The following is a 24,603-nucleotide window of genomic DNA, read 5'->3' as shown; positions in this document are numbered from 1 at the left end:
AGGCATCACCACTTACCGTGCGCGCACGATTTCAATGACGCGATACCCCTTGCTTGACGCATTCTTGGAAACCGCGAAGCTTTGTTCGCCGCACTGGCTGTCCAAAGCCTGCTGCAGCCACGGTATGAGGGAATCAGCCCCTAGGTTGCGCTGCACGACAAGATACGCCCTGCCGCCCACGGTGAGGCGCACGAGCCACTGCATGAGCAACTCGTGGAGGGCTTCCTTGCCGATGCGGATCGGGGGATTCGACCACATGAGGTCGAAACGGACGTCCTGCGGCACGGCGTCCGCAGCGGACACACGCACGTTGGCGCAGCCGTTGCGTTCCGCATTGCTGCGCGTGAGGTCAAGCGCACGCTCGTTCACATCCACCGCCCATACGTCGGCATGAGGGGATTCCAGCGCCAAGGCGACGGCGATCGGACCCCAGCCGCAGCCAAGGTCAAGGAACGTGCCGTGTGCCGGAGGCTGCGGCGCATGCTTGAGCAGCACGCGCGTGCCCAGGTCAAGCCTGTCGGTCGAAAATACGCCGTTCGACACATCCATTGGCACATCCCGGCCGCGCAATGTGACGGTGATTGTGCGGCGCACATCCTCAGTGGTGGGGGCGCCTGCGAAATACTGGGTGGCGCGACCTGCCGGAGCCTGCTGTGCCTGAGGGCGGTCGGTTTTGGTGTGGTCGGTTTGGGGCTGATCGGTAACCTGCGGATTGGCTACGTTCGAATCGGTCGGGTGCGCGGCCTTCTGATGCGGCTCCGACTTGACCTGATCATGGGCCTGGCCATGGGACTGGCTGGCGTGCACGCCATGGTCGTGCGTGCGGGCGTTGCGTTCGCTGTGGGCGTGATTGCCGGCGCGTTGTGCGCTGGCCGAAGTCTTGTTGCCGTGTGTTGTGGCTTCCTGCGGGGCGTTCGTCTCGGTCGGTGCGCTGGCAGGGGAGTCAGGCGAGGCCTGGGGGCGGCGGCGTTGGTATCGTGCCGCCCTGTGTGCTGCTCGGCTGTCAAAAGGATTGGGCTTGCGGCGGCGCTGGTGAATCATGGCACTCCTTGTTCTGTCTACTGACTTGATGATAATGAGGGAACTAAACACCGCGCCCGCGTTCGCCGTGGCGGGGCGGTGATTCCCGTGACGGCGACAGTGAGAAGGGCACGCATACGACGCAGCATTCGCAGCATTCAGCATCCTCGGCATCCGAATCAACCGCATCCGAATCAACCGCGTGGAATGGCTCGGCACCAGCGAAGGGCAGCACGCGGCCAGAGCGTTCCGTGCATGGCCATGCGTCGGTGCGCATAGACAGTCCGTCGCAGACGTTGGATTCCTCTCGCTCCGATGTGCTGGATCTGCCCGCCGCAGCTCCTTCGCATACAGCGGGATCGCTGGAATGGGAGGAGCGCGAAAGCCGCAACCAGCTCAAGCACGTGGCCGGCCTTGGCGAGCTACAGGACGTCACCGAAGTGGAATACCGCAAGGTGCGCCTGGAAAGGGTCGTGCTCGTGGGCGTGTGGTCGAGTCTGGAGACGACGCAAAGCGCCGCGGAGGAATCCCTGAGGGAGCTGGCCGCGCTCGCCGACACCGCCGGCGCACAAGTCGTGGACGGAGTGCTCCAGCATCGCCTCAAGCCCGACGCCGCCACATACCTCGGTTCAGGCAAGGCCAAGCAGCTGGCGGCGATTGTCGCCGAGCACGACGCCGACACGATCATCGTGGACGCCGACCTGCCGCCGTCCCAGCGCCGTGGCCTCGAGGACGTCACGAAAGTCAAGGTCGTGGACCGCACCGCGGTGATCCTCGACATCTTCGCCCAGCACGCCACCAGCCGCGAAGGCAAGGCACAGGTGGAGCTCGCCCAGCTCGAATACATGCTCCCGCGTCTGCGCGGCTGGGGCGGATCGCTGTCACGTCAGGCGGGCGGTCAGGCCGCCGGTCAGAACGGCGGCATCGGCTCGCGCGGCCCCGGCGAGACGAAAATCGAAATGGACCGGCGCGTCATTCGCACGCGCATGGCGCATTTGCGCCGGCAGATCGCCCAGATGGCGCCATCGCGCGAGGTCAAGCGTGGTTCGCGGCGCCGTCTCGGGCTGCCCACGGTCGCAGTCGTCGGCTATACGAACGCTGGCAAATCCTCGCTCATCAACAGGCTCACCGGTTCCAGCGAAATGGTGCACAACGCGCTGTTCGCCACGCTTGACACCGCGGTGCGACGCACAAAAGCGGCGGATGGACGCGTCTACATGTATGTCGACACCGTCGGATTCGTGCGTCGCCTTCCCACGCAGCTCGTCGAAGCGTTCAAATCCACGCTTGAAGAAGTCGCGGACGCCGAGCTCATCGTGCATGTCGTCGATGGGTCGCACCCCGACCCCTTCGGTCAGATCGAAGCTGTCGACGACGTGTTGGGAAGCATCGACGGGGTGGCGCAGATTCCTGTCATCATGGTGTTCAACAAGGCCGACCGCATGGATCCGCGCATGAGGGAACGCATCCTGGGGCTCATGCCCCAGGCGCATATCGTCTCCGCCGCCACCGGGGAAGGCGTGGACGGATTGGTGCGCGCCGTGGAGGCGCAGTTGCCCAAGCCGGGCGTGCATGTGGATGCCGTCGTGCCATACACGGCGGGTGCGCTCATGTCGCAGGTGCGTGAATTCGGGCATGTCGAGAAGGCCGATTACGAAGCCGACGGCGTGCATGTTTCGGCGGATGTGGATTCGCGCCTTGCGGCGGCGATTATGGAAGCGGAGGATGCGGCCACAGCTCAGCGGCACGTGTGAACGTCACGACGGCCACGATTCGCAAACCGTTGTGCCATGCCGCGTGTATCGTCACACCGTCGCAATATATTGAAGATGTATTGAACACGATTCAAGAAAGCTCTCCTGCGTCTGTTGAAACGATTGACTTTCAAACGACCGCGGCGCAGGAAGCGTTGGAGGAAGAGTAGCTTATGGCCAATTCACCCATTCGCCCCACGAAGCTTGCGATTATCGGTGCCGGCGCCGTTGGTTCCACTACCGCTTTTGCCGCTGCGCAGCGTGGTGTCGCCCGTCAGATCGTGCTTGAGGACATCAACCTCAAGCGCGTCGAGGCCGAAGTGCTCGACATGCAGCATGGCTCCAGCTTCTATCCGACCGTTTCCATTGACGGTTCCGATGACGTGGAGATCTGCCGCGACGCCGACGTTGTGATCATCACCGCTGGCGCACGCCAGAAGCCCGGCCAGTCTCGTCTTGACCTTGCCGGTGCGACGATCAGCATCATGAAGTCCATCATCCCCAGCGTGCTCAAGGTCGCCCCGAACGCAATCTACGTGCTCGTCACCAACCCCGTTGACATCGTCACGCATGTGTCGATGAAGCTCTCCGGCCTGCCGGCAAACCAGATGTTCGGCTCCGGCACGAACCTGGATTCCGCTCGTCTGCGCTTCCTCATCGCGCAGCAGACCGGCGTCAACGTCAAGAACGTGCACGCTTACATCGCTGGCGAGCATGGCGATTCCGAGGTGCCGCTGTGGTCCTCCGCCACGATCGGCGGCGTGCCGATGCTCGACTGGAAGCCGCTCGAGGGCCATGAGCCCCTGACCGCTCAGGTGCGCGAGGACATCCACCAGGAAGTCAAGAACGCCGCGTACCGCATCATCGACGGCAAGGGCGCCACGAACTACGCCATCGCTATGTCGGCTGTCGACATCGTCGAGTCCATCCTTCGCGATTCCAACCGCATTCTGCCGGTTTCCTCGCTGCTGGACGACTTCCACGGCATCTCCGACGTGTGCATGTCCGTGCCGAGCGTTCTCAACCGCAAGGGTGTCAACACCCGCATCAACACGCCGCTGTCCGACGATGAGCTCGCTGCCCTGAAGCGCTCCGCCGAGACGCTGCGCGAGACCGCTCACAAGTTCGGCTTCTGATTCGGTCTGCAGGCGATTGAGGCCATGGACGCAGCTGCTACGGTTTGCTGCGGTCGCTTGATTGCTTGATCGCTTGATTGCCTGATTGCCTGATCGCCTGAAGCTCATGGCATGAGGTCCGCGGAATACCTTCGGGTTTTCCGCGGACCTTTTTATGTTGAGCTGTGCTGAATCTGCAGCTGTAAACCTGCACTGTGCCGCACTGTGCAACATCGGTCAGTCGTTTCACCTGCCTGCACCACTCCGCCTGCGCTGCATCCGTCTGCCTGCACTTGTTGTGTCTGCTGCACCTGCCGCGCTCATGCCGCTCGGTCTGTGGCGGTAATGATTCTTGCTCTCGCAACCTTGCAATTTCTCAATACGGTGAGAAAATCGAAGGGTTGATTGAGGAGGCGCTATGAATAATCGCAACTCTCGTGGGACGCAGACGGACGCACATGGCTTCAACGCCCAAGCAAGGGACCATGTGCGCCGCCTTCGTTTGACTCTTGCCTTCACCGGCATCATCTTCGTCGCGGAAGTGGCTGGCGCGGCATTCACCCAATCGTTGGCGCTGTTCGTGGATGCCGGCCATATGCTCACCGATGTGTCGGTGCTCGTGGCGTCCTTGACGGCGGCGGTGCTCATGCAACGCAAGCCGGATTCGCGTCACACATGGGGCTGGCGCCGCCTTGAGGTCATCACCGCCGCCGGCGGGGCGCTTGTGTTGTTGTTCGTCGGCCTGTATTCCCTGGTTCAAGCGGTGCTGAGACTTACGGGTTCCGTCGCGGATACGGTCAACGACCCGGTCATGCTGCTTGTTTTCGGCATTGTGGGTTTGCTTGCCAATGCGGCTTCCATCGTGACGCTGGCGAGCAGTCATGGGGATAACATGAATGTGCGTGCCGCGTTCCTCGAGGTGTGCAATGATGCGCTGGGGTCGGTCGCTGTTGTGGTTTCGTCGACTGTGCTGCTGTGCACTGGCTGGGATGGATTCGATGCCATTGCAGGCGGTGTGATTGCCCTGCTCATTGTGCCGCGTGCCTTGAAGCTGCTGCGTGACAGCGTGCGTGTCCTTCTTGAAGAGGCCCCCGCGGGTGTGGATGCCGCGAGCGTTGTCAAGCATTTGTCTGGCGTGGAGGGGGTCGTGGCGATTCACGACGTTCATGTGAGCGCTGTGTCATCCGACCTAGTGCGGCTCACGGCGCATGTGGTGGTTGATGCCCATATGACAGTGGGGCAGTCGGCCGAGCTGATCCGTAGGCTGACTACGTGCGCAGCCGAGCATTTTCCCGTGTCCATCGAACATTGCACGTTCCAGTTGGAACCTGCGGACTATGAGGATGAATGCGAATCCCATCTGGACATGTGACGTGTCGCATGTCCAGATGAACGAACCAAGGGTGGTGAGGAAGGATTTTGTCGTGGACCTCGGGACGCGGCAGGCTGACGATCACAGTTTGCGCAGCACGGTCACGACCTTGCCCATGACTGTAGCGTAGGTGCCATCGATGGGGGAGTAGGCCGGATTGTGCGGCAGCAGCCATACATGGCCGTTGTCGTCCTGATGGAAGGTCTTCACTGTTGCCTCGCCGTCAAGCAGGGCGGCGACGATGTCTCCATTCTTCGCATCCTGCTGTTCGCGCACTACGACGTAATCGCCATCGCAAATCGCGACGTTGATCATGGAATCGCCGTGCACTTCCAACATGAACAGGTTGCCGGTGCCGGTGAGCTGCTCGGGCAGGCGCATCACATCATCCACATGCTGTTCGGCGGTGATGGGGGTTCCGGCGGCGATACGCCCGACAAGCGGTACATCCACCGAATTGACGAAGGCTGCGGATTGGTCGGGCGAGGGGAATGGATAGATCTGAGCGGAGTGCAATGCGCCGAAGGATGAGCCTGCGTGCTGGTTGGCTGGCAGCGCTGTGTCGGCGGCTGACTCCTTGCGCTTCGACGCTTGAGCGAAGTTGCCTGCGATCGCGGATGTGTGAGTGGCGGAACCGTTTTGGTGCGCGGTGAATGCAAGGGATGCCGGTGGCACGGGGGAGTTGGAGTCCCGCATGGTGACGCCCATGCTGCGGTCCGCCTGCACGGAAGGAACCGCAGAAGCCGTGCGCACGGTCGTCTGGGGGCGAATGAGAATCTCCATGGCGCGCCCTTTGTTGCGACTGGTCTTGAGATAGCCCTTGTCTTCGAGGATTTCCAGCTGGTGCTTGACGGATGAGGTCGATTTGAGTCCGACACGAACCCCGATTTCTCGGAAAGAGGGGGCGAAGCCATGCTCATCCATGAAATCGGTGATGGCGGAAAGAATCTGCCATTGCCGTTGCGTCAGGTCGGAGCCCGCGATGACACGCTGTGCGTCGGTGCTGTCGGGACCTGCGCTGGCTGGGTCTGCGCTGCCGGGGTCTGCGCTGGCCGGATCTGTGGTGTCCGGCGTATTCGTAGTGCCATCGGCCTCTGTTAGGGCGTTGATGGATTGCGTGCTGTGATGCGAGCCGGCGGACATGGGTCGGTTGGAATCAGTGGGGAAATCGATGCTGCTCATAGTCGTCCTCTCGTTCATTGTCAAGCCTACAGGTTGTTTCCAAAAAAAGCAAACAAATGTTCGAAAGCGCTGGCGTGTCTTCGAACAGATGTGCGATGATTAGCACAGATGTTCGAAAGGAGCTGAGATGATACACAATTTCCGAAGCGATATTGTCCGGAATCTGCACGCACATGTGTCACAAGCGACACGGCAAGGCAAACTTGTTCTTACGTTCGCAGTCGTTTTCGTCATTGCTGTTGCTGCGGCTGTGATTGCACCGTTGGGATCTGCCTCGTCCACCGAAGCTCCCCAACAGGTTGAAGTCAGGCAGGTCCAGCCTGGTGACACATTGTGGCAGTTCGCTGAGGAGATCACCCCGCCTGGTGGTGATGTGAGGGATTCCGTGAACGAATTGGAGAAACTCAACGATATGGATTCCGCTGCCGTGTATCCTGGTCAACGCCTCGTGATTCCCATACGGTGATGCACACTATGCGGTGACGCATGCGTGACGTAATGTAGGAGCATGCAGTGCCCTTTTTGCAAGAACAAGACGACAAAAGTCGTTGAGACGCGCGCTTCGGAGGATGGTTTCTCCATCCGTCGCAGACGTGTATGCGAAAATTGCCAGCGACGTTTCACGACGGAAGAGACTGTGCCTCTGTCTGTGGTCAAACGTGGCGGCCGCAAAGAGCCGTTCGACAGGCGCAAGGTCATCGTTGGTGTTGCCAAGGCTTGCCAGGGCAGGCCCATTACCGAAGAGCAGCTGCAGCAGCTGGGTTACAAGGTCGAGATGTCCCTGAGGTCCTCAGGGCAGGCGGAGATTCCGTCCGCCGATATCGGCAAGGCAATCCTTGAACCACTGCGAGACTTGGATTTCGTGGCGTATCTGCGTTTTGCCTCCGTCTATCAGGATTTCGAGAGCCTTGAAGATTTCAAGACTGTCATCACCGATTTGGAGAATTACCGTCAGTCACGACAGGCGAGCTCCAATCAGTCCGCTGATGGTTCGGCTTCCTGATTGGATAATGCGGCATCGAGCAAGGTAGCGAACAGAAAAGTTGGCAAACAGATAAATCGAGAACAGGTAAAGCGGGAACAGGTACGCGGAATCGGACAAAGCGTCATTAGACAGCGACATCAGAAAAAGCGGCATCGAGCAAGGCGGCAGACAAGGCAGTAGACAATGAGTCTGCTTAACAATAAGGCTGCATGTCAAAGCACGAGATAAAGCGCGAGATAAAAATCGGAGGGACAAGCGTGGGGCTTGTCCCTCCGATGATGCTGAATAATGCTGACTATGCCGTGATCCGCGCTGTGATCTGCACAGCGCAGGCCGTTATGGCATGAGCCAAACGTGGTGCTGCGTTCTGCAGTTGCTTGGCGCTGCACCACGGAACGCAGCAGTCGATTAGTCGAGGATGCGCACGCGAATCGTGCCCTTGATGTTCTTGATTTCCTCGATGGCCTTCGGGCTCGGGTGAGTCGCCACATCGGTGACCACATAGCCCAGGTCGTCTTCCGTCGCAAGATACTGCGCGGAGATGTTGATGTTCTCGGCGCTCAGGATGTTATTGAGCTGTGCGAGCACACCCGGCAGGTTCACATGCAGGTGGGTGATGCGCGCCACGCCCTTGTTCTGCTTGATGGTGATGGTCGGCATATTCACCGACAGGGATGTCTCGCCATGCATCCAGTATTCGAACAGCTTATGGGAGACGAAGCGGCCAATCGACTCCTGCGCTTCGAGCGTGGAACCGCCGATATGCGGGGTGAGCACCACGTTGTCGATCTCGGCAAGCTTGGTGTGGAACGGGTCTCCGACCTTCTTGGGCTCGGTGGGGTAGACGTCGATGGCGGCGCCGCCCAGGTGCCCGGACTTCAGGTGGTTGTACAGCGCGTCGCAGTCGACGACAAAGCCACGCGACAGGTTGATGAACAGCGCGCCGGGCTTCATGAGAGAAAGCTTCTCGTCGTCAATGAAGTTCGTGTTGGACTTGCGGCCGTCCACGTGCACGGTCACCACGTCGGACTCGCGCAGCAGGTCCTCGACGTCGAAGGCACGGCGGGCGTTGCCCATCGCGAGCTTTTCTTCGATGTCGTAGTAAATCACGGACATGCCCATGGCCTCGGCGAGCACGGAGACCTGGGTGCCGATGTTGCCGTAGCCGATGATGCCCAGCGTCTTGCCGCGCACTTCATGCGACTGCTTGGCGGTCTTCGACCACACGCCGTCGCGGATGGCCTTCGTGTGCGCCGGCACGCGACGTTCGAGCGCGATGATGTCCGAAATCACCAGTTCGACCACGGAACGAGTGTTGGAGTACGGCGCGTTGAAGACCGCGATGCCATGCTGCGCAGCATAATCGAGGTCGACTTGGTTCGTGCCGATGGAGAAGCAGCCGACTGCGGTGAGGTTCGGGCGGGCTTCCAACACACGACGCGTGACGTTTGTCTTGGATCGGACGCCGAGCAGATCGACGTCATCAAGGGCCTCGATGAGCTCGTCCTCATCCATGGCGCCGTTGGAAGTGATCACGTCGAAACCCCGATCGCGCAGGTACTGCGTTGCCAGAGGGTGGATGTTTTCGAGTAATAGAGCTTTAGGCATAGCAACACAATACCGCCATGGTGCGAATATTTCGAGAATGTTTCAGGTCTCATTCATCATGGCGGTATGTCGGCGCCATCCCATTGCCACCCGTCGCTACGCTGTGAGCGGCATGTCCTGCGCGTCCTGGGCGGTGCGCACCACGACGAGACGCTGCGTGGGGCGTGTCATCGCCACATACAGGTCGGCGGCGCCCACGAGGCGCGACGCTGCGTTGAGCGCGATGAGTCCGGGCTGCACAAGCACGACGGCGTCGAACTCCAGGCCCTTGACGTCCTGCGGCTCGCACACCATGAGCTGGCTGTCCCACGCGCTCTGCGACGTGAGGCGTGACCATTCGTTCGCGTTCGTGGATTTGAGGCGCAGCGAAAGCGTCTTGCGCATCTCGTCCACCATTTCATGATCCGCGATGACCGCCACACGGCCTGTGCCGTCCGTGGCGATGAAACGTTGCGCGCATTCGAGCGCCTGGATTGCCGCTTCGTCCGCGAGCTGTGATTCCCCGGAGGCGGTGACGAGGTGCACGGCGTCCGGCACATGACGCACTGCCGAGACCGTGGAGACATACAGCCCCTCGTCGTGCGCGAAGCGCGTCGCGAGTGCCGAGACCTCCTGCGGGTTGCGGTAATCGATCGTCAGCTCGTTGAACGACCAGCCCTTGGGGCCGAACAACGGATCCATCGTGCGCTCCCACGAGCGTGTGCCATTGATGGCGCTTGTCTGCGCGACGTCGCCCACGATCGTGAAAGACCGCGACGGGCAGCGGCGGATGAGCATGCGCCAGTCCATCGGCGTCAGTTCCTGCGCCTCGTCCACGACGATATGGCCGAACGTCCACTCGCGGTCGTTGGCGGCCTGCTCGGCCGTGGAGCCCTCGTCCAATCCGTTCATGTTGTCGACAAGCGTCTTGGCGTCCACGATTCCGTTGCCGATGCCGTTTTGCGCCAGAGTGTCGCGGGCGATTTGCTCGTCATGCTCGCGCTCGCGGTCCGCCGCCGCCTGGCGCGCCTCCTGGTGGGGGTCCGGTCCCAGCAGTTCCATCGCTTCGTCAAGCAATGGCACATCGGAACGTGTGATCGGCGCATTGGTTGGCCTGCGCAGCGCATCCACCTCGGCGGGCGTCAGCCACGGCGCATAGGCGTGCAGCTTCTGGGGCTTGGCGAGCATGTCGGCGAGCATCCACTGGGCTGTCATGGGAAGCCAGGCAAGGTTCACGGTGCGGCGGAAGTCGTCGTTCATGCGCAGCATCGAGCGCACCGAATCAAGCTCCGAAGCCTCGGGATCGTAGTCGAGACGCTCGCGATAGCGCGCCACCATGGCGCTCATCACGGACTTGACGAAGGTTTCGCGCGCTTGGTTGTGCGGTTTGCGGGTGCGTCGCGCGTCGGTGATCGCCTGCTGGATGTCGGCGGCGCGCATCGGCACGTTGAAAGAGTTGAGACGAATCACCGGAAGCCGGGATGGAACGCGTTCGCGGCTTTTCACGGCGTTGGCGATGGCATGCGCCATGCGCGCGTCGCCTTTGAGCGCGGCGACGCGAGGCGTGTCCTCGGCGCTGGCGGTGATGCCGGGCAGCAGCGTCGCCATGGTGCGCGACAGAACGCCGGTTTCGCCCAGCGAGGGGAGCACTTGGTCAATGTAATGGAGGAATGCGTTGCTCGGGCCCACGATGAGCACGCCGGAATGCGACAGGCGCTGGCGATGCGTGTACAGCAGATAAGCGGCGCGGTGCAACGCCACGGCGGTCTTGCCGGTGCCTGGTCCGCCTTGCACCACGAGCGCCTGGCGCATGTCGGCGCGGATGATGCGGTCCTGTTCGGCTTGGATCGTGGCGACGATGTCCGTCATCTTGCCCGAACGGCGGCTTGACAGGGACGCCATGAGCGCGCCTTCTCCGGTGAGCGTGCCTTCGGCAGTCGCCTTGGTGACTTGCTGGGAGGAAAGGTCGAGCGCTTCATCCTCCACGCCCACGACCTTGCGCAGGCGCAGCGTGATGTGACGCCGCATGGCGATGGAACCGTGCTCCTTGGGAGTCGCTTCATAGAAAGGTCGAGCGGCTTCGGCTCGCCAATCCGTGATGATGGGCTCGTGCTCGTCGTCCGACAGGCCGATGCGTCCTATATACAGGCGGTTGCCGTGCACATCGTCGAGCCTGCCGAACACGAGGCGGTCCTCCACGGCGCGCAGCTGGGTGAGGCGGTCCTCGTACATCGTGGCAAAGGAATCGCGTTCGGTGCGCTGGGTGGGGGAGCCGTGCGACCCGGCGGCCCTAACGGCGTCGAGCCTGGACTTCGTCATCGCGCGAATCTCGTCCAGCCGCCCGTAAGCGCGGTCCACCTGCTGTTGCTCCTCGTGAATCTGGGAAGCGTAATCCGTCATATGGGTCCTTTTCCTAGCCTCGGCCATGCGCCGCCGTTCTCCCGGCGTGCAAAAAACGCCTCATCATGGTACACGACAGGGTGCTACAAATGCGTGTTCCGTGGCGGTGCCGTCCAGTGTTCCGCGGCGATGCCGTCCGCCTCGCGCGGCAATGCCATCCGTCTGACGCGGCGGCGCTCGCATGGCCGGCGGCAGTGTGTGCGCCACGATGGGCGGGTTGCCAAGCAGCGGGTCGGATTGCGAGGACCGATGGAATCGGCTGGATGGTGGTGGGATTTTGTGGAGGTAATGGGGAATTTGCATAAAAGTGGGTGGCGGTGGTGGAAAGTGGGGTAAAGTGGGGAAAGATTGCGGTTACTGGCGTGCTTGGGGAGGTGCAACTTGGACGACGACACCCATGAGTCGCAAGCCGTCTCCATCGGCGCTCCTGCGCCTGATGCTGCGGTTGCTGGCGAATCATCGCTCATGCCTGCGTTGCTGTTGGGCACCTACACCCCCAAGATCGATGCCAAGGGTCGCGTCGCACTTCCGGCGAAGTTCCGGTCTCAGTTGGGTGCGGGCTGTGTGCTTGCCCGAGGTCAGGAACGGTGCGTGTATCTGCTGCCCATCCCGGAATTTCGCCGCATCGCCGCACAGGTGCAACGCACGTCACTGTCCGACAAGCGTGCGCGAAACTACCTGCGCGTGTTCCTGTCGGGGGCGGTGGATGAAGTGCCCGACAAGCAGGGGCGCGTCATGGTGCCTCAGATGCTGCGCGACTACGCGGGGCTGACGGGCGACATCGTCGTCATCGGCGTGGGGACGCGCGCCGAAGTGTGGGATAGACCCACATGGGAAACGTATTTGAACGAACAGGAGGATGATTATTCCGACATGGCGGATGACATCCTCCCCTTGGGGGACCTGTGATGGAATTGCACAAGCCGGATGATTGCCAGACCGGCGGCCGGATCGGCGGCGGAACACAGGACGGCGTTGGCGCCAACGCCGACCTGTCGGCGATCCATACCCCCGTGCTGCTTGACGATTGCGTGGACCTGGTCACGTCCCGCCTTGTCGAGCGTCACCATGCCGGCAGCCCTGCCGGCGAACACCCCATCATCGTCGATTGCACCTTGGGATTGGCAGGGCATTCGATGGCATTCCTCAAAGCCTGCCCTGAGGCTCGCCTCATTGGCATCGATCGCGATCCAGAGGCCCTGGCGCTCGCGACGCGCCGCATGGATGACGCCGGCCTGTCCGATCGCTTCACCCCGGTGCACGCCGCCTTCGATGAACTCTCCGATGTGCTTGATCGCTTGGGTGTTGCCCGCGTGGACGCGGTGTTCATGGACCTTGGATTGTCAAGCCTGCAGATAGACGAGGCGGACCGCGGCTTCTCATACTCCCATGACGCTCCGCTGGATATGCGCATGGACACGACGCAGACCCTCACTGCGGCCGATGTGCTCAACACTTACGACACGGACCGGCTGCGCCAGATCTTCAAGGAATACGGCGAGGAGCGTTTCGCCGGTCCCATCGCCAAGCGCATCGGCGAGGAACGCCGCGAATCGCCCATCACGACATCTGCGCAATTGTCCCGTCTCGTCGACCGCACGGTGCCGCGCGCGCACCGTGCGCCGGGCAATCCCGCCAAAAGGGTGTTCCAGGCGCTGCGCATCGAAGTCAACGGTGAGCTTGACAAACTCGCCGGCACATTGCCGCAGGCGGCTCTCCATCTCGCCGTCGGAGGACGGTTGGTCGTCGAATCCTACCATTCGCTCGAAGACCGCACCGTCAAGCGTTTCATGTCATTGGGATTGCACATCGACGCCCCGGCCGACCTGCCGGTCGTGCCCCAGGATGCGCAGCCATACTTCAAGGACCTGACCCATGGAGCCATCAAAGCGGATGAGACGGAGCGGCAACGCAACCCCCGATCGTCCTCCGTCAGACTGCGCGCCGTGGAACTCATACGGCCGATTCCGCCGGCGAGGCGACAGGGACTCGCCGAACTGGTGGATGCCGGCTACGCGGGATTCGCGCGTGGGGAGGCTGCAGGCCCCGCCGGCGCCAAGGGACGAAGTCCCCGTGAGCGCGCACACCGCTCCTCGCACACCAACCACAATTCCTCACACTTCTCTCATTCCGCAAAGGAAAGGATGCCACGACGATGACATCGGCAGCGCAACCACGTCCTGCACGTTCTGAGGCACGCCAGCATGGAGGCACCGCGCATATGTCCGGGGCCACCGAGGCGGCGGCACGCCAATCGCAGCGCCGCATAGCCTCGTCATCCATCACATCGGCCACATCGGCACATGGAGCCGTGCGTGCCCCCATGGCGGCGAGGGGATCGGCAATGCCTCGTCTCAAGCCGGAACGCCGCCCCGACTCGCATGCCGACGGCCGCCGCCAGTCCAAGACCGCCAGCAGGCCGGCGCTGCGCGTCATCGACAACGAGGCGGACGCCACGAAGCATCGCATCGCGTCCCCGGCCTCGTGGGCGCGGCATGTGAGCAAGCCCATGCTGCGCGTTGTCATCGCCATCGTGGTTCTTGTGGCGTCGATGTCCGGAGCATTGACGCTGCGCACGCTGATGATCGAGGATTCGTTCACGCTGAGCACCACGAAGCAGAACATCTCGCAGCTGCAGCAGGATGTGGAGGCGGACGAACTACAGCTGGAACAGCTCAACGCAGACCTTCCCAACAAGGCGACGCAAATGGGCATGGTGCCCGGTTCCGGTTCCGTCACCCTTGACATGGGGCAGGGTAGCCAATCGTCGACGGCCTCCCATGACGCCACGGATTCCGGCAACGCCTCATCGGATGCATCGGCGCAGGGGCAGGCGCAATGACAAGGTCGACAATGACCGGTTCCCATGACTCGCACAATCCGCAGGATTCACAGGATTCCCATGGCCGGCGCAAGGCCACGTCGCGCCGCTCGATATCCGGTTTCTTGCATTTGCCATGGAACTCCATGCTCAAGCGCGTCGTGGTCGTCTGCGTGCTGATTGCAATCTATGCCACTTTCTGCGTGGTCAGGCTCGCCGGTTTCCAGCTCGGCGGGGCATCCGTGGCACAGCAGGCGACGGCATCTCGCACGGTGACCGTCGTGACCCACGGCACCCGAGGCGAAATCGTCGACACGAACGGCCAGGTGCTTGCGCAATCCGTGGAACGCTACACGATGTATGCCGACCAGAATGGCGCTGCGGCGTTCAAACCCGTCAAATGCACCGGCACCAATTCCTCCATCTGCCAGAATATGGACAGCACATCGAACCCTGATGCCACGGGCGTCGAGGCAGTGGCGGAACTGCTCGCCCCGTTGCTGGGCGTCAGCGAGATGGAGCTGGGCGGCGAACTCGCCGGCACCAGCTCGTACGTCGTGCTGCAAAAGAACGTCACCCCTCAGCTCAAGCAACAGGTCGAGGCTCTCCATCTTTCCACCGTCATCGGTTTCGAAAGCACATCCCAGCGCCAGTATCCCGATGGCACGCTGCTGGGAGACGTGCTGGGTGGCGTGGACGACGAAGGGACGGGCGTCGCCGGTATCGAGCTCATGATGAACGATGCCTTGCAAGGTCAGGATGGCTCGACCACGTATCAGCAGGCACTGACCGGCGAGCGGATCCCCGGCACGCAGACTGACGCGTCGCAGGCGTTGAACGGCGGCACCGTCAAACTCACGATAGACAGCGATGTGCAATGGTACGTCGAGCAGGCCCTCAAGGAAGGCGTGACCAGCCAGAAAGCCAAATGGGGCGTAGCCGTCGTGCAAGAGGTCTCCACTGGCAAGATCCTCGCCATTGCCGACAGCCAGGACATCACGGCCGGCAGCGACGAGGCCAAGACAACCGCATCGCTTGCGATGACCCAGACGTTCGAACCGGGTTCAACAGGCAAGGTCATCACCACGGCGGCGCTCTACCAGGAAGGCTTGCAGGAGCCGACCAACCAGTTCACGATACCCAACACGATTAGCGTGGACGGCCAGACATACAAGGACGCCGAGGCACACTCCGTATGGCACCTCACGAGCGCCGGCATCCTGTGCTATTCCTCCAACGTGGGCACGATCATGGAATCGAGCGGGTATTCGTTGGAAAAGCGTTATGAATACCTCAGAAAGTTCGGCATTGGCCAGGATTCAGGCATCAATTTCCCCGGTGCCACCTCCGGTCTGCTCAGCGACTACTCCCAGTGGGACGGCCGCACGCAGAACGTTGTGCTGTTCGGTCAAGGCTACGCGGTCACCGCATTGCAGATGACGAACGTCGTTGCCACGATCGCCAACGGGGGAGTCCGCCTGGGGCAGTCGCTCATCGAATCCGCCACCGATGCCAATGGCACGGACGTGACGCCTTCCGTCAACGAAACGACACGCGTCGTCGATGAATCCGCCGCCGCCAACACGCTCAACGCCATGGAAAGCGTCGCCGAAAAAGACAACAAATGGGATTCGATTCCCGGCTACCGTTTTGCCTCCAAGTCCGGAACCGCGCAGGTGGCTGGCGATGACGGCTCGCTTTCGAGCATCGTCGCCGACTACATCATCGCACTGCCGGCGAACGACCCCAAGTTCGTCGTCAGCGTGTTCATGAAGGACCCGGCGGGAACCGAAGGTGCCTGGACTTCCGGTCCGGTGACGGCGAAGATCGGCCAGTTCCTCATGCAAAAATACAAGGTCCCGCAGTCACCGGCTCGCACGGATGCGATTCCCGTGAAATGGTGAGCCGCGATGGGAATGCCACACATCGGTGATAGCAGGGGCGCGGATGGCCGTCGCACGGATGGCCGTCGCATGGGGCAAGCCCGTCGTGGATACGACGCGGTAGGATTGCTCGGTGAAGGCGGATGCCGCGCCAAGCGCCATCCCCGTCACGGACACAAGGCCATGCATCACCAGCAAGGAGCAGCGCGATGGGTTCGTTAAGCGAATCGACAACGGAACGCACGACAATCGGAGACCTGGGGCGGATCCTTGGGCTTGACATCGGCTCGGGACAGGCCGCTCCGGTCACCGTGACATCGCTGGCTGACGATCTGCAGTCCGTGACCCCGGGCGCGTTGTTCATAGCGGGCAAAGGCATGCATGTCACGCCTGATGTCATCACGGCGGCAGCTGATCGCGGAGCCTACGCAGTGCTGCTTCCCTCGGCGCTCAAGCCTGCGTATGCATCGGGGGACCCGGACATCCCCCTGCTTTTTGGTGACCCGAGTGCGACGGAACTGTCATCGTTGGCGGCGCGCATGGCGGGAAACCCCGCAAATCAGCTGGCGATCTTCACCGTGAGCGGATCGCAATCCGCCGGATCTGCCGAGGCGTTGGCGGACCTGTTGCACGTGTTGGGCAATCCCGTCGGTCTGATCAGCGCGGGCAATTCGTATTCCTTGGAACGTGACCTTGTGTTTTCGTATCCCATCGGCGGCCTGCAGGTGGAATCCGTGCTGGTCTCCGCCGTGGAGGACGGCGCCACGTCCGTCGTCATTGATGCCAGCGGCGACACTCTCGCCCCGGGGTCACTCGCAGGCGTGAGCGTCGATGTGTGTGGACTCACCGACCATGGCGCCAAGGACGGCTCTCGCACCTTGCATGACGAGATGGTCGCCGCGCTGGCGGATTATGCCCCGCAGATAACCGAAAACACGCACGCCACCGGACGCACCGGCGATTCCGACGAGATCGCCCGCGAGAACGTGACCAGCGGAGACGACCTCGGCATCAGCGAACTGTCGATAGCGGTGGCGATGGTCATGCAGGCGGGAATCAAGAAATCCGGTATTCGCAATGCGTTGCGCGTCGTGCAGGACTTCGCCTGACAGACCACGGACTTTAGGACTTTACAAGACACTCGCGCCGGTATCAACGCCGGCGTCAATGAGGAAGGCGGACATTCCAGATGATGGATATGACGGTGGGCGAGCTCGCCCAGGCTGTGCAAGGGGCTGTGGCGCATGCGGACGGGGCGCAGGGCGTCGTGACATCCGTATGCACGGATTCGCGCCAGGCACGGCAGGGAAGCCTATTCGTGGCGATCCGCGGGGAACGCGTCGACGGTCACGATTTCGTGGCGCAGGCGGCCAAGGCGGGCGCCACGGCAGCACTGGTGAACCATGAAGTGGACGTGGATGTGCCGCAGATCGTCGTGGACGACACCGTGGCGGCGTTGGGGCGTGTGGCGAAGGCCAACGTCGCCTTGCGTCGCAGCTTTGCGGTGGCCGCTGACGAAGGCGATGATTCCGCTAGCCGCGACGAGAGTAGCAAACCCGCCATCGCAGGTCCATTCGATCCGGCCGCGCCCCATCCGTTCACGGTGGTGGGCATCACCGGTTCCGTGGGCAAGACGACGACGAAGGATCTTCTTGCCGCCATGCTCCGCACCCAAGGGCGCACGGTGGCTCCGGTCGGCTCGTTCAACAATGAGATCGGCCTGCCCCTGACGGCAACGCAGGTCGGGGAGGACACGCGGTATCTCGTCGCCGAAATGGGAGCCTCGGCAATGGGGGAGATCCGTTACCTGACCTCCATCGTGCCGCCGGACGTGTCGGTGGTGCTGAAGGTGGGCGTCGCGCATCTGGGCGGATTCGGCTCCGTCGAAAACATCCGGCGTGCTAAAGCCGAGATCGTGCAGGCCCTGACCACCGATGGCGTGGCCGTGCTCAACGCCGACGATCCGCGCGTCGCCACGATGGCAGACATGACGCAGGCTCGCACCGTGCGCTGGTTCGGCGTTGACGAAGCCAACAACACGTGCGATGTGCGGGCGCGCGACATCGAGGTCGACGACACGGACCACCCCAGCTTCACCCTCGTCGCGCCGGGGCACGAGCATCGCGTGACGCTCGCATTGCGCGGCAGGCATAACGTGATGAACGCGCTCGCCGCTGCATGCGCCGCCTTGACGGTGGGGGTGCCTTTCGACGCCATCGTGCAGGTGCTGGAGACCCAGGGCGCCGCTAGCCCGCACCGCATGGCGGTTTCCACCGTGGAGCCCCCGGTCGTGCCGGCGGCATTCACGCTCATCGACGATTCGTTCAACGCCAACCCCGATTCCATGAAGGCAGGTCTCGACGGCCTTGCGGCATGGCATGCGGGCGATCGCCGCGACCGCCCGTTCCGCGTGGCGGTGCTGGGCTCCATGCTGGAGCTCGGTGACGATGATGAGGCCAAGCACCGTGACATTGGCGCATACTGCGCCCATCTGGGCGTGGACGCGCTCGTGGCGGTGGGAAGCGATGCCGATGCCAACCTCGATCGACTCGCCTCCTGCCTGGCACAAGGCGCACAGCAGGCCGATGGCCACAGCCGCATGGATGTGGCGTTCGTGCATTCCGCCGACCAGGCGGCCGAGGAAGTCGCCCGGCTCGCCAAGGCGCACCAGGGCAGCGTTGTGCTGCTCAAAGGCTCGCACGCGTCCGGACTTTCGGCGCTTGCTGCGAAATGGTCGCCCGTGACGGCGCACCGTGCATAGGGGATAATTGAAACACTTGGAAGTTGCGGCCGGCCTCTGTGCCGGGCGCGGACACAATCGCGAGAAGCGGAAGAGGACACATCCATGATTGCATTCATCATCGGTTTCGTGGTGTCGCTGGTCGGCGTGCTCATCGGCACGCCCATCATGATCCGCGTGGTGCACAGGCTGCATTACGGACAGTACATTCGCCAGGACGGCCCGCAATCCCACTTGGTCAAGCGCGGCACGCCCACGATGGGAGGCGTCGTCATCGTGCTATCCATCGTGCTCGGATGGCTTGTGTCCGCCATCTACCGCCATCTGACGCAAGGCGCGCCGTACTCCATTACGGCGTTGTTCGTGTTGTTCGTCATGGTGGCGATGGGAGCGCTGGGCTTCATCGATGATTTCGCGAAGGTGCGTAAGAAGCAGAACGAAGGCCTGTCAATCCATGGCAAGCTCATCGGGCAGATCCTCATCGCCACGGTTTTCGCCATCATCGCGGTCTGCCTGCCGCAGCGCGATGGCCTGTCCGCCACGCATCCGGGCATCACGGGAATCGAGCACACCCTCATCTCTTTCGAAGGCCTGGGCAAGGTCGCGGCGGTCGTGCTGTATGTTATCTGGGTGAACTTCCTGCTGGCTGCATGGACGAACGCATTCAACCTCACGGACGGACTGGATGGCTTGTGCACCGGCAATTCCATGATCGCCTTCGTCGCTTACGCTTTCATCGCGTTCTGGGAGACGAAGCACCTGGCGCCCATGGCTGCGCAGGCTGGCATGACCTATTCGGTGAGCGACCCCGGTGACCTTGCGATCATCGCAGGTTGCGCCTTCGCCGCATGCTTCGGGTTCCTGTGGTACAACACGAACCCGGCGCTCATCTTCATGGGCGACACCGGGTCCCTCGCCTTGGGCGGTCTTTTCGCCGCGCTGTCCATCGCCACGCACACGGAGCTGCTCGCCGTCATCATCGGCGGCCTGTTCGTCATCGAGGCCATGAGCGACGTCATCCAGATTTCCGTGTTCCACACGCGGCACAAGCGCGTATTCAAGATGGCGCCCATCCACCATCATTTCGAATTGTGCGGATGGTCGGAAAGCAAAGTCGTGGTGCGTTTCTGGATGATCGAGATGATGTTCGCGATAGTGGGCGCGCTGTGCTTCTACAGCAACTGGCTCGTCCACTCGCCGCACGTCCTGTGATCCACTGACGACATAACCACAGAGGAGCATCAACAATGACTGATACCGTTACCGCCGAGGGAACGAAGAACTTCCCGCCGAACGCCACCCTCGAACAGGCACAGGAAGCGCTCGACTCATTGGATTCGAAAGGCTTGGCGGCGCTCGTCGCCGGACTGGGCGTGTCCGGAAGGTCGGCGCGCGACGTGCTCGCCGCACAAGGGCATCGCGTCGTCACCCTCGACGAAGGCCCGGCGGAATCCACCTACTCGAGTTCTGACGCCGTGGCCTGGGATGAGATCGGCCTGGTCATCACGTCGCCGGTGTTCCATCCGGAAGCCGATTTCATCGTCACCGCGCAATCCCGCTCCATCCCCGTGATCTCCGAAGTCGAGCTCGCCTGGCTGCTGCGTTGCACGACCCATGCGACGGGACGCCCCGCGCCATGGATCGGCATCACCGGCACGAACGGCAAGACGAGCACCACGCAGATGGTGTCCGCCATCCTCACCGCCGCACGTCTCAAGGCTCCGGCGGTGGGCAACATCGGCGTGCCGGTGTCTCAGGCGGCTGTCGTGCCGACCAATGATGCGCTCGCTGTGGAGCTCAGCTCGTTCCAGTTGCATTTCACCGAAGGGCTGGCGCTTGACTGCGCCGCGATCACGAACCTCGCCGACGACCATCTTGACTGGCACGGCGGATTCGCCAACTACATGTACGACAAGTCGAAGGTCTACCGTGGCGTGAAGCGCGCGCTTGTATACAATGCCGACGATCCCAATGTCGTGCGGCTCGCCAAGCAGGCCGTCACAGGCCCCGATTGCATGCGCATCGGCTTCACCCTCCATGAGCCGGGCGACGGGCAGATCGGTGTGAAGGACGGCTGGGTGTGCGACAGGTCCGCGCTGCGCAGCGAGCAGGCGCATGAGAACCTCATCCGCGTCACCGACTTTACGCATCTGACGGAGCCGGATGGCACTGTGTACCCGCATCTGCTGGCAGACGCACTGTGCGCGTATGCGCTCACCCGTGGCATGGGCGTCAATTCCTTTACCGCGCTGCAGGCGCTCAAGGCATTCGAACCCGGCGGGCATCGCATCCAGCTCGTGGCAAGCGCCCACACCGGCGAGGGAGACATCCGCTTCGTCGATGATTCGAAGGCGACGAACGCTCACGCCGCGCACGCGTCGCTGTCAAGCTATGCCCCCAAGTCCGTCGTGTGGATCGCCGGCGGCCTGGCCAAAGGCTCCCGCTTCGAGGACTTGGTGCGAGACCAAGCGCACACGATCAAGGCCGCGGTCATCATCGGCGTGGATCAGCAGCCGATGCGCGAGGCTTTCGCCTCGCAGGCGCCGGACATCCCCGTGACGTTCATCGACCCCGAGCCACGTGACACGGTCATGGAACGCGCCGTGGAGGAAGCCGCCCGCATCGCACAGCCCGGTGACGTGGTGCTCATGGCGCCAGCATGCGCATCGATGGACCAATTCGTTTCATATGCCGACCGTGGCGAGAAGTTCGCCACCGCGGCGCAAGGGTGGGTGAAAGCGCATGGCGCGTGATGTGCGCGACGATTCCCAAGGCGCGGATCATGCTCCACGCCGCACTGTGAATTCACGTGGCGGCAGGGATGATGAGGCGGATCAGCGCCGTCGCGCTCCGCAATTCGGTTCGCCCGAATACGACCGCATGAGGCGAGGCTTGGCAGATGATACCCCAGCCTCGGCTCCTCGGCGCAAACGCCGCTTGGACGACCGCGACCATCGGGTTGCCAAGCGGAGCTCACCGCGGCCCCGTGTACGTGTCGCGGATCGAACGGATGCTGTGGAAGATGCCAGCGGCAGTAGCGTGAATCTGCGCGGAGACGCGGCACAGCGCAGCACCTATAAGCCTGACGCGGACCCATCCGCATCATGGATGCGCCGCGCGCAGTGTGTGGTCAGACATTCGTTCGACAATGTGGACGATGCCCAGACTCCGGCGATCTCCACGTCGCATTACACCGGATGGAGGTTCCTCCTCAATCCCGTGTACTGCTATTTCGGTTTCGTCGCATCGGCCGTGGCCCTTACGCTGCTTGGCCTGGTCATGGTGTATTCCAGCTCCAGCGTGGAACTCGTCACCGCAGGTGAATCACCTATCGCGGCGGTGCTTGAGCAGCTCAAGTTCATCGCCTTGGGCTTGCTGTTGATGGTGCTGTTCATGATCAACTTCCACGGTCGTCACATCAAAAACGGCCATCGCGTCGTTGTTCTGTTCTTTGCGGCGATTGCTGTGCTGTCTCAGCTGGGCCTGATGATCTTCGGCGTCGAGTATCAGGGCAACAAGAGCTGGCTTGCCATCGCCGGTGTGCAATTCCAGCCCGCGGAGTTGCTCAAGCTTGCCTTGTGCACGGTCCTGCCGCTTTTTGTTTTCAACGCGCAGCGCTCGCGCGACCGTTCCAATCTGATCAATTGGCTCGTTCCGCTTGTCGCGTCTTTCGCGGTGATTGGATTTGTCTTCTGGGTGTCCAGGGACATGGGCACATGCCTCATCCTCATCACCATCGTCCTCGGTGTGCTGATCGCAGGAGGCATCCCGGGGAAGATGATCAAGGTAGGTGCTGTCGCCATCGTCGTCTTGGGAACGTTCGCCCTGTTCTTGAACACCAGCCGCATCAGCCGTATCAAGATGCTGTTCCAGGGATGCACCGCTTCCGACGCGGACCTGCAGGGCAATTGCTATCAGGTCATCCATGGCATCTATGCATTGAGCACCGGCGGTATCGGCGGCGTGGGGCTGGGCAATTCCTATGAGAAATGGAACTACCTGCCGGAAGCCGAAAGTGATTTCATCTTCGCGGTCATCGGCGAGGAATTGGGATTCGTGGGAGCCTTGTTCGTCATCCTGCTGTTCGCGCTCATGGGCTGGTGCCTTGTCATCATGGCGCTCAACCATCCGCATGTCGTGGGCAGCCTCACGCTCATCGCCGTGTTCTTCTGGATCATCCCCCAGGCGGTCATCAATATCGCCGTCGTGGTGGAGATGTTCCCCGTCACTGGCCTGCCATTGCCGTTCCTCAGCTCCGGCGGCAGTTCGCTGATCTGCTGCATGGGAGCGTGCGGAGTCGTGTGCTATGAGGCGCGGCGCATTCCGGCGATTCGCAATGTGACATCGCGGTGACGCGTCCTCGCTGGGCTGTGCGGCGACGAGGTGGCATCCGTGCACGTCGCAGGCACATCGCAGTTTGTGGGACTCGTCAGGGAATATTCTTGATGTGGGAATGTTCTGGGGAAAGTGGCAAGGAAAGTAATAAGGTGGTAGGCATGTCTGGAAGAAGGAATGTGCATATCGTGCTGGCTGGCGGGGGCACCGCAGGCCACGTCAACCCACTGTTGTCCATAGCGGCAGCCATCGCTCGTCGCGATCCGCAGGCGAGTCTGTCTGTCATCGGCACGCAGGTGGGGCTGGAATCCACGCTCGTGCCCGCCGCGGGATTGCCGATGGACACAATCGAGAAAGTCCCGTTCCCACGCAAGCCGAACGGCTACATGTTCCGCTTCCCGGGGTTGTGGAAGGCGGAGACCGCGAAGGTGAGGCGCATCCTTGCCGAGCGTCAGGCGGATGTGGTCGTGGGCGTGGGAGGCTACGCTGCCGCGCCCGCGTATTACGCCGCGCACAAGGTGGGCATCCCCATCGTCATCCATGAACAGAATGCGCGCGCCGGCATGGCCAACAAGCTGGGGGCGCGATGGGCGAGCTTCATTGGTACGGTGTACGACGGCACGGGCTTGAAATCCTCGGCTCCGATCCGCCGCGTCGGCCTGCCGTTGCGTGAGCCGATTGCCCGGATGGCTGCCAAGCTCGAAGCGGATCGCGATACGACGCGCACAAGTGCGAAGATTCGCTTGGGACTTGACCCGCAGCTTCCGATGATCCTTGTCACCGGCGGCTCCTTGGGGGCACTGAGCCTTAACAACGCTGTGTCTCAAGCCGCCGACACGTTGCTTGATCTGGGGCAGGTGGTGCATCTGACCGGCAAGGGCAAGATCGACGCAGTGCGTTCCACTGTCGCGACAGTGGCGGGGGAGAGCCGTATCTGCGGCCTGGGGGATTCCAGCGAGGGCAGCTATCATGCGACCGAATACTGGGAGCGCATGGACGAAGCGTTTGCAGCCGCGGACCTGGTGATCTGCCGTTCCGGCGCTGGCACCGTCGCTGAAATCACAGCCCTAGGCGTGCCGGCCATCTACGTGCCGCTTCCCATTGGCAATGGCGAACAGCGTTTCAACGCCCAGCCGGTCGTCGACGCCGGCGGCGGGCTGCTCATCGACGATGCTGATTTCACCGCGGATTGGGTGAAGCAGCACGTGCCGGCATTGGTCCATGACCGCACCCGTCTGCACGCGATGGGCAAGGCGGCATGGTCATATGGCATCCGTGACGCAGCGGATGCGATGGCGCAGGAAGTGTTGCGCATCGCATCGTCCCGCGTCGGTGCGAACGCGTAGTATGGTCACGCTTCATGGAAACAGAAACACGCCTTGCACGGCGGCAGACTACAGTGGAAACAA

19 protein-coding genes are annotated in these 24,603 nt (G+C 62.2%); 15 read left to right on the top strand and 4 right to left on the bottom strand.

The genetic code is table 11. The features are described 5' to 3' along the window. Window positions 1-12: 12 nt before the first annotated feature. Complete coding sequence (locus CLV65_RS04485) at window positions 13-594, bottom strand: class I SAM-dependent methyltransferase (RefSeq protein ID WP_244569115.1); 582 nt, start codon at window positions 592-594, stop codon at window positions 13-15. 743 nt (window positions 595-1,337) lie between these two features. Here CLV65_RS04485 and hflX point away from each other — a divergent pair. The 3 genes from hflX (at window position 1,338) to CLV65_RS04470 (ending at window position 5,261) form a co-directional block, all read left to right on the top strand. Then, window positions 1,338-2,774 (top strand): GTPase HflX, encoded by a 1,437-nt coding sequence (hflX, locus tag CLV65_RS04480; RefSeq protein ID WP_420848387.1) that lies wholly within the window; start codon window positions 1,338-1,340, stop codon window positions 2,772-2,774. 173 nt (window positions 2,775-2,947) lie between these two features. Next, on the top strand, window positions 2,948-3,910 hold the full coding sequence (locus CLV65_RS04475) for an L-lactate dehydrogenase (RefSeq protein ID WP_094690769.1): 963 nt from the start codon (window positions 2,948-2,950) through the stop codon (window positions 3,908-3,910). Window positions 3,911-4,307: 397 nt separating this feature from the next. Then, window positions 4,308-5,261, top strand: coding sequence for a cation diffusion facilitator family transporter (locus CLV65_RS04470; RefSeq protein WP_094690768.1), 954 nt, complete (start codon window positions 4,308-4,310; stop codon window positions 5,259-5,261). An 81-nt stretch (window positions 5,262-5,342) separates the two neighbouring features. Here CLV65_RS04470 and lexA read toward each other — a convergent pair whose 3' ends face one another. Further along, entirely contained in the window at window positions 5,343-6,404 is a 1,062-nt protein-coding gene (gene lexA, locus CLV65_RS09200) for a transcriptional repressor LexA (RefSeq protein ID WP_476748459.1), read from the bottom strand. A 166-nt stretch (window positions 6,405-6,570) separates the two neighbouring features. Here lexA and CLV65_RS04460 point away from each other — a divergent pair, with 166 nt between their 5' ends. Further along, a complete protein-coding gene (locus CLV65_RS04460) occupies window positions 6,571-6,909 on the top strand; it encodes a LysM peptidoglycan-binding domain-containing protein (RefSeq protein ID WP_094690766.1) in 339 nt (112 codons plus the stop codon). Between the two features lie 42 nt (window positions 6,910-6,951). Further along, complete coding sequence (nrdR, locus tag CLV65_RS04455) at window positions 6,952-7,446, top strand: transcriptional regulator NrdR (protein ID WP_094690765.1); 495 nt, start codon at window positions 6,952-6,954, stop codon at window positions 7,444-7,446. Window positions 7,447-7,836: 390 nt separating this feature from the next. On the opposite strand, the gene serA is transcribed toward nrdR, so the two are convergent. Both serA and CLV65_RS04445 read right to left on the bottom strand, forming a co-directional pair. Then, the gene (serA, locus tag CLV65_RS04450; RefSeq protein ID WP_094690764.1) at window positions 7,837-9,036 is read right to left on the bottom strand and encodes a phosphoglycerate dehydrogenase; all 1,200 of its coding nucleotides are present in this window, start codon (window positions 9,034-9,036) and stop codon (window positions 7,837-7,839) included. A gap of 96 nt (window positions 9,037-9,132) precedes the next feature. Beyond that, window positions 9,133-11,415 carry a HelD family protein gene (locus tag CLV65_RS04445; RefSeq protein ID WP_094690763.1) on the bottom strand — a complete coding sequence of 761 codons (2,283 nt, stop codon included), beginning with the start codon at window positions 11,413-11,415 and terminating at the stop codon, window positions 9,133-9,135. 417 nt (window positions 11,416-11,832) lie between these two features. Here CLV65_RS04445 and mraZ point away from each other — a divergent pair, with 417 nt between their 5' ends. From mraZ to murG, 10 genes are all read left to right on the top strand, one after another. Further along, window positions 11,833-12,324 carry a division/cell wall cluster transcriptional repressor MraZ gene (gene mraZ, locus CLV65_RS04440; RefSeq protein ID WP_244569114.1) on the top strand — a complete coding sequence of 164 codons (492 nt, stop codon included), beginning with the start codon at window positions 11,833-11,835 and terminating at the stop codon, window positions 12,322-12,324. Beyond that, window positions 12,324-13,574 carry a 16S rRNA (cytosine(1402)-N(4))-methyltransferase RsmH gene (gene rsmH, locus CLV65_RS04435; protein WP_094690762.1) on the top strand — a complete coding sequence of 417 codons (1,251 nt, stop codon included), beginning with the start codon at window positions 12,324-12,326 and terminating at the stop codon, window positions 13,572-13,574. The genes mraZ and rsmH overlap by 1 nt, the downstream gene beginning before the upstream one ends. A 62-nt stretch (window positions 13,575-13,636) precedes the next feature. Next, on the top strand, window positions 13,637-14,257 hold the full coding sequence (gene ftsL / locus CLV65_RS08910; protein ID WP_211278394.1) for a cell division protein FtsL: 621 nt from the start codon (window positions 13,637-13,639) through the stop codon (window positions 14,255-14,257). 125 nt (window positions 14,258-14,382) lie between these two features. Beyond that, window positions 14,383-16,140 (top strand): peptidoglycan D,D-transpeptidase FtsI family protein, encoded by a 1,758-nt coding sequence (locus CLV65_RS04425; protein ID WP_094690937.1) that lies wholly within the window; start codon window positions 14,383-14,385, stop codon window positions 16,138-16,140. A 188-nt stretch (window positions 16,141-16,328) separates the two neighbouring features. Then, a complete protein-coding gene (locus tag CLV65_RS04420) occupies window positions 16,329-17,228 on the top strand; it encodes a hypothetical protein (protein WP_094690761.1) in 900 nt (299 codons plus the stop codon). 80 nt (window positions 17,229-17,308) lie between these two features. After that, the gene (locus CLV65_RS04415; protein WP_094690760.1) at window positions 17,309-18,880 is read left to right on the top strand and encodes a UDP-N-acetylmuramoyl-tripeptide--D-alanyl-D-alanine ligase; all 1,572 of its coding nucleotides are present in this window, start codon (window positions 17,309-17,311) and stop codon (window positions 18,878-18,880) included. A gap of 84 nt (window positions 18,881-18,964) precedes the next feature. Beyond that, window positions 18,965-20,071 (top strand): phospho-N-acetylmuramoyl-pentapeptide-transferase, encoded by a 1,107-nt coding sequence (gene mraY, locus CLV65_RS04410; protein ID WP_094690759.1) that lies wholly within the window; start codon window positions 18,965-18,967, stop codon window positions 20,069-20,071. A gap of 119 nt (window positions 20,072-20,190) precedes the next feature. After that, window positions 20,191-21,612, top strand: coding sequence for a UDP-N-acetylmuramoyl-L-alanine--D-glutamate ligase (gene murD, locus CLV65_RS04405; RefSeq protein ID WP_420848385.1), 1,422 nt, complete (start codon window positions 20,191-20,193; stop codon window positions 21,610-21,612). After that, entirely contained in the window at window positions 21,602-23,212 is a 1,611-nt protein-coding gene (locus CLV65_RS04400) for an FtsW/RodA/SpoVE family cell cycle protein (protein WP_094690757.1), read from the top strand. The genes murD and CLV65_RS04400 overlap by 11 nt, the downstream gene beginning before the upstream one ends. Window positions 23,213-23,355: 143 nt before the next feature. After that, window positions 23,356-24,540: an undecaprenyldiphospho-muramoylpentapeptide beta-N-acetylglucosaminyltransferase gene (murG, locus tag CLV65_RS04395; RefSeq protein WP_094690756.1), complete on the top strand. Its 1,185-nt coding sequence runs from the start codon at window positions 23,356-23,358 to the stop codon at window positions 24,538-24,540. Window positions 24,541-24,603: the final 63 nt, after the last annotated feature.

It is taken from the genome of Pseudoscardovia suis (assembly GCF_002797875.1).
Lineage (GTDB): Bacteria > Actinomycetota > Actinomycetes > Actinomycetales > Bifidobacteriaceae > Pseudoscardovia > Pseudoscardovia suis.
This window is presented reverse-complemented; position numbering and strand designations above follow the sequence as displayed.

What these genes read in the sequence shown, in the direction of transcription:
- CLV65_RS04475 (WP_094690769.1), top strand. Translation starts at nt 2,948, where the DNA reads ATGGCCAATTCACCCATTCGCCCCACGAAGCTTGCGATTATCGGTGCC.
- CLV65_RS04470 (WP_094690768.1), top strand. Translation starts at nt 4,308, where the DNA reads ATGAATAATCGCAACTCTCGTGGGACGCAGACGGACGCACATGGCTTC.
- lexA (WP_476748459.1), bottom strand. Translation starts at nt 6,404, where the DNA reads ATGTCCGCCGGCTCGCATCACAGCACGCAATCCATCAACGCCCTAACA.
- CLV65_RS04460 (WP_094690766.1), top strand. Translation starts at nt 6,571, where the DNA reads ATGATACACAATTTCCGAAGCGATATTGTCCGGAATCTGCACGCACAT.
- nrdR (WP_094690765.1), top strand. Translation starts at nt 6,952, where the DNA reads ATGCAGTGCCCTTTTTGCAAGAACAAGACGACAAAAGTCGTTGAGACG.
- serA (WP_094690764.1), bottom strand. Translation starts at nt 9,036, where the DNA reads ATGCCTAAAGCTCTATTACTCGAAAACATCCACCCTCTGGCAACGCAG.
- CLV65_RS04445 (WP_094690763.1), bottom strand. Translation starts at nt 11,415, where the DNA reads ATGACGGATTACGCTTCCCAGATTCACGAGGAGCAACAGCAGGTGGAC.
- rsmH (WP_094690762.1), top strand. Translation starts at nt 12,324, where the DNA reads ATGGAATTGCACAAGCCGGATGATTGCCAGACCGGCGGCCGGATCGGC.
- ftsL (WP_211278394.1), top strand. Translation starts at nt 13,637, where the DNA reads ATGTCCGGGGCCACCGAGGCGGCGGCACGCCAATCGCAGCGCCGCATA.
- CLV65_RS04425 (WP_094690937.1), top strand. Translation starts at nt 14,383, where the DNA reads ATGCTCAAGCGCGTCGTGGTCGTCTGCGTGCTGATTGCAATCTATGCC.
- CLV65_RS04420 (WP_094690761.1), top strand. Translation starts at nt 16,329, where the DNA reads ATGGGTTCGTTAAGCGAATCGACAACGGAACGCACGACAATCGGAGAC.
- CLV65_RS04415 (WP_094690760.1), top strand. Translation starts at nt 17,309, where the DNA reads ATGATGGATATGACGGTGGGCGAGCTCGCCCAGGCTGTGCAAGGGGCT.
- mraY (WP_094690759.1), top strand. Translation starts at nt 18,965, where the DNA reads ATGATTGCATTCATCATCGGTTTCGTGGTGTCGCTGGTCGGCGTGCTC.
- CLV65_RS04400 (WP_094690757.1), top strand. Translation starts at nt 21,602, where the DNA reads ATGGCGCGTGATGTGCGCGACGATTCCCAAGGCGCGGATCATGCTCCA.
- murG (WP_094690756.1), top strand. Translation starts at nt 23,356, where the DNA reads ATGTCTGGAAGAAGGAATGTGCATATCGTGCTGGCTGGCGGGGGCACC.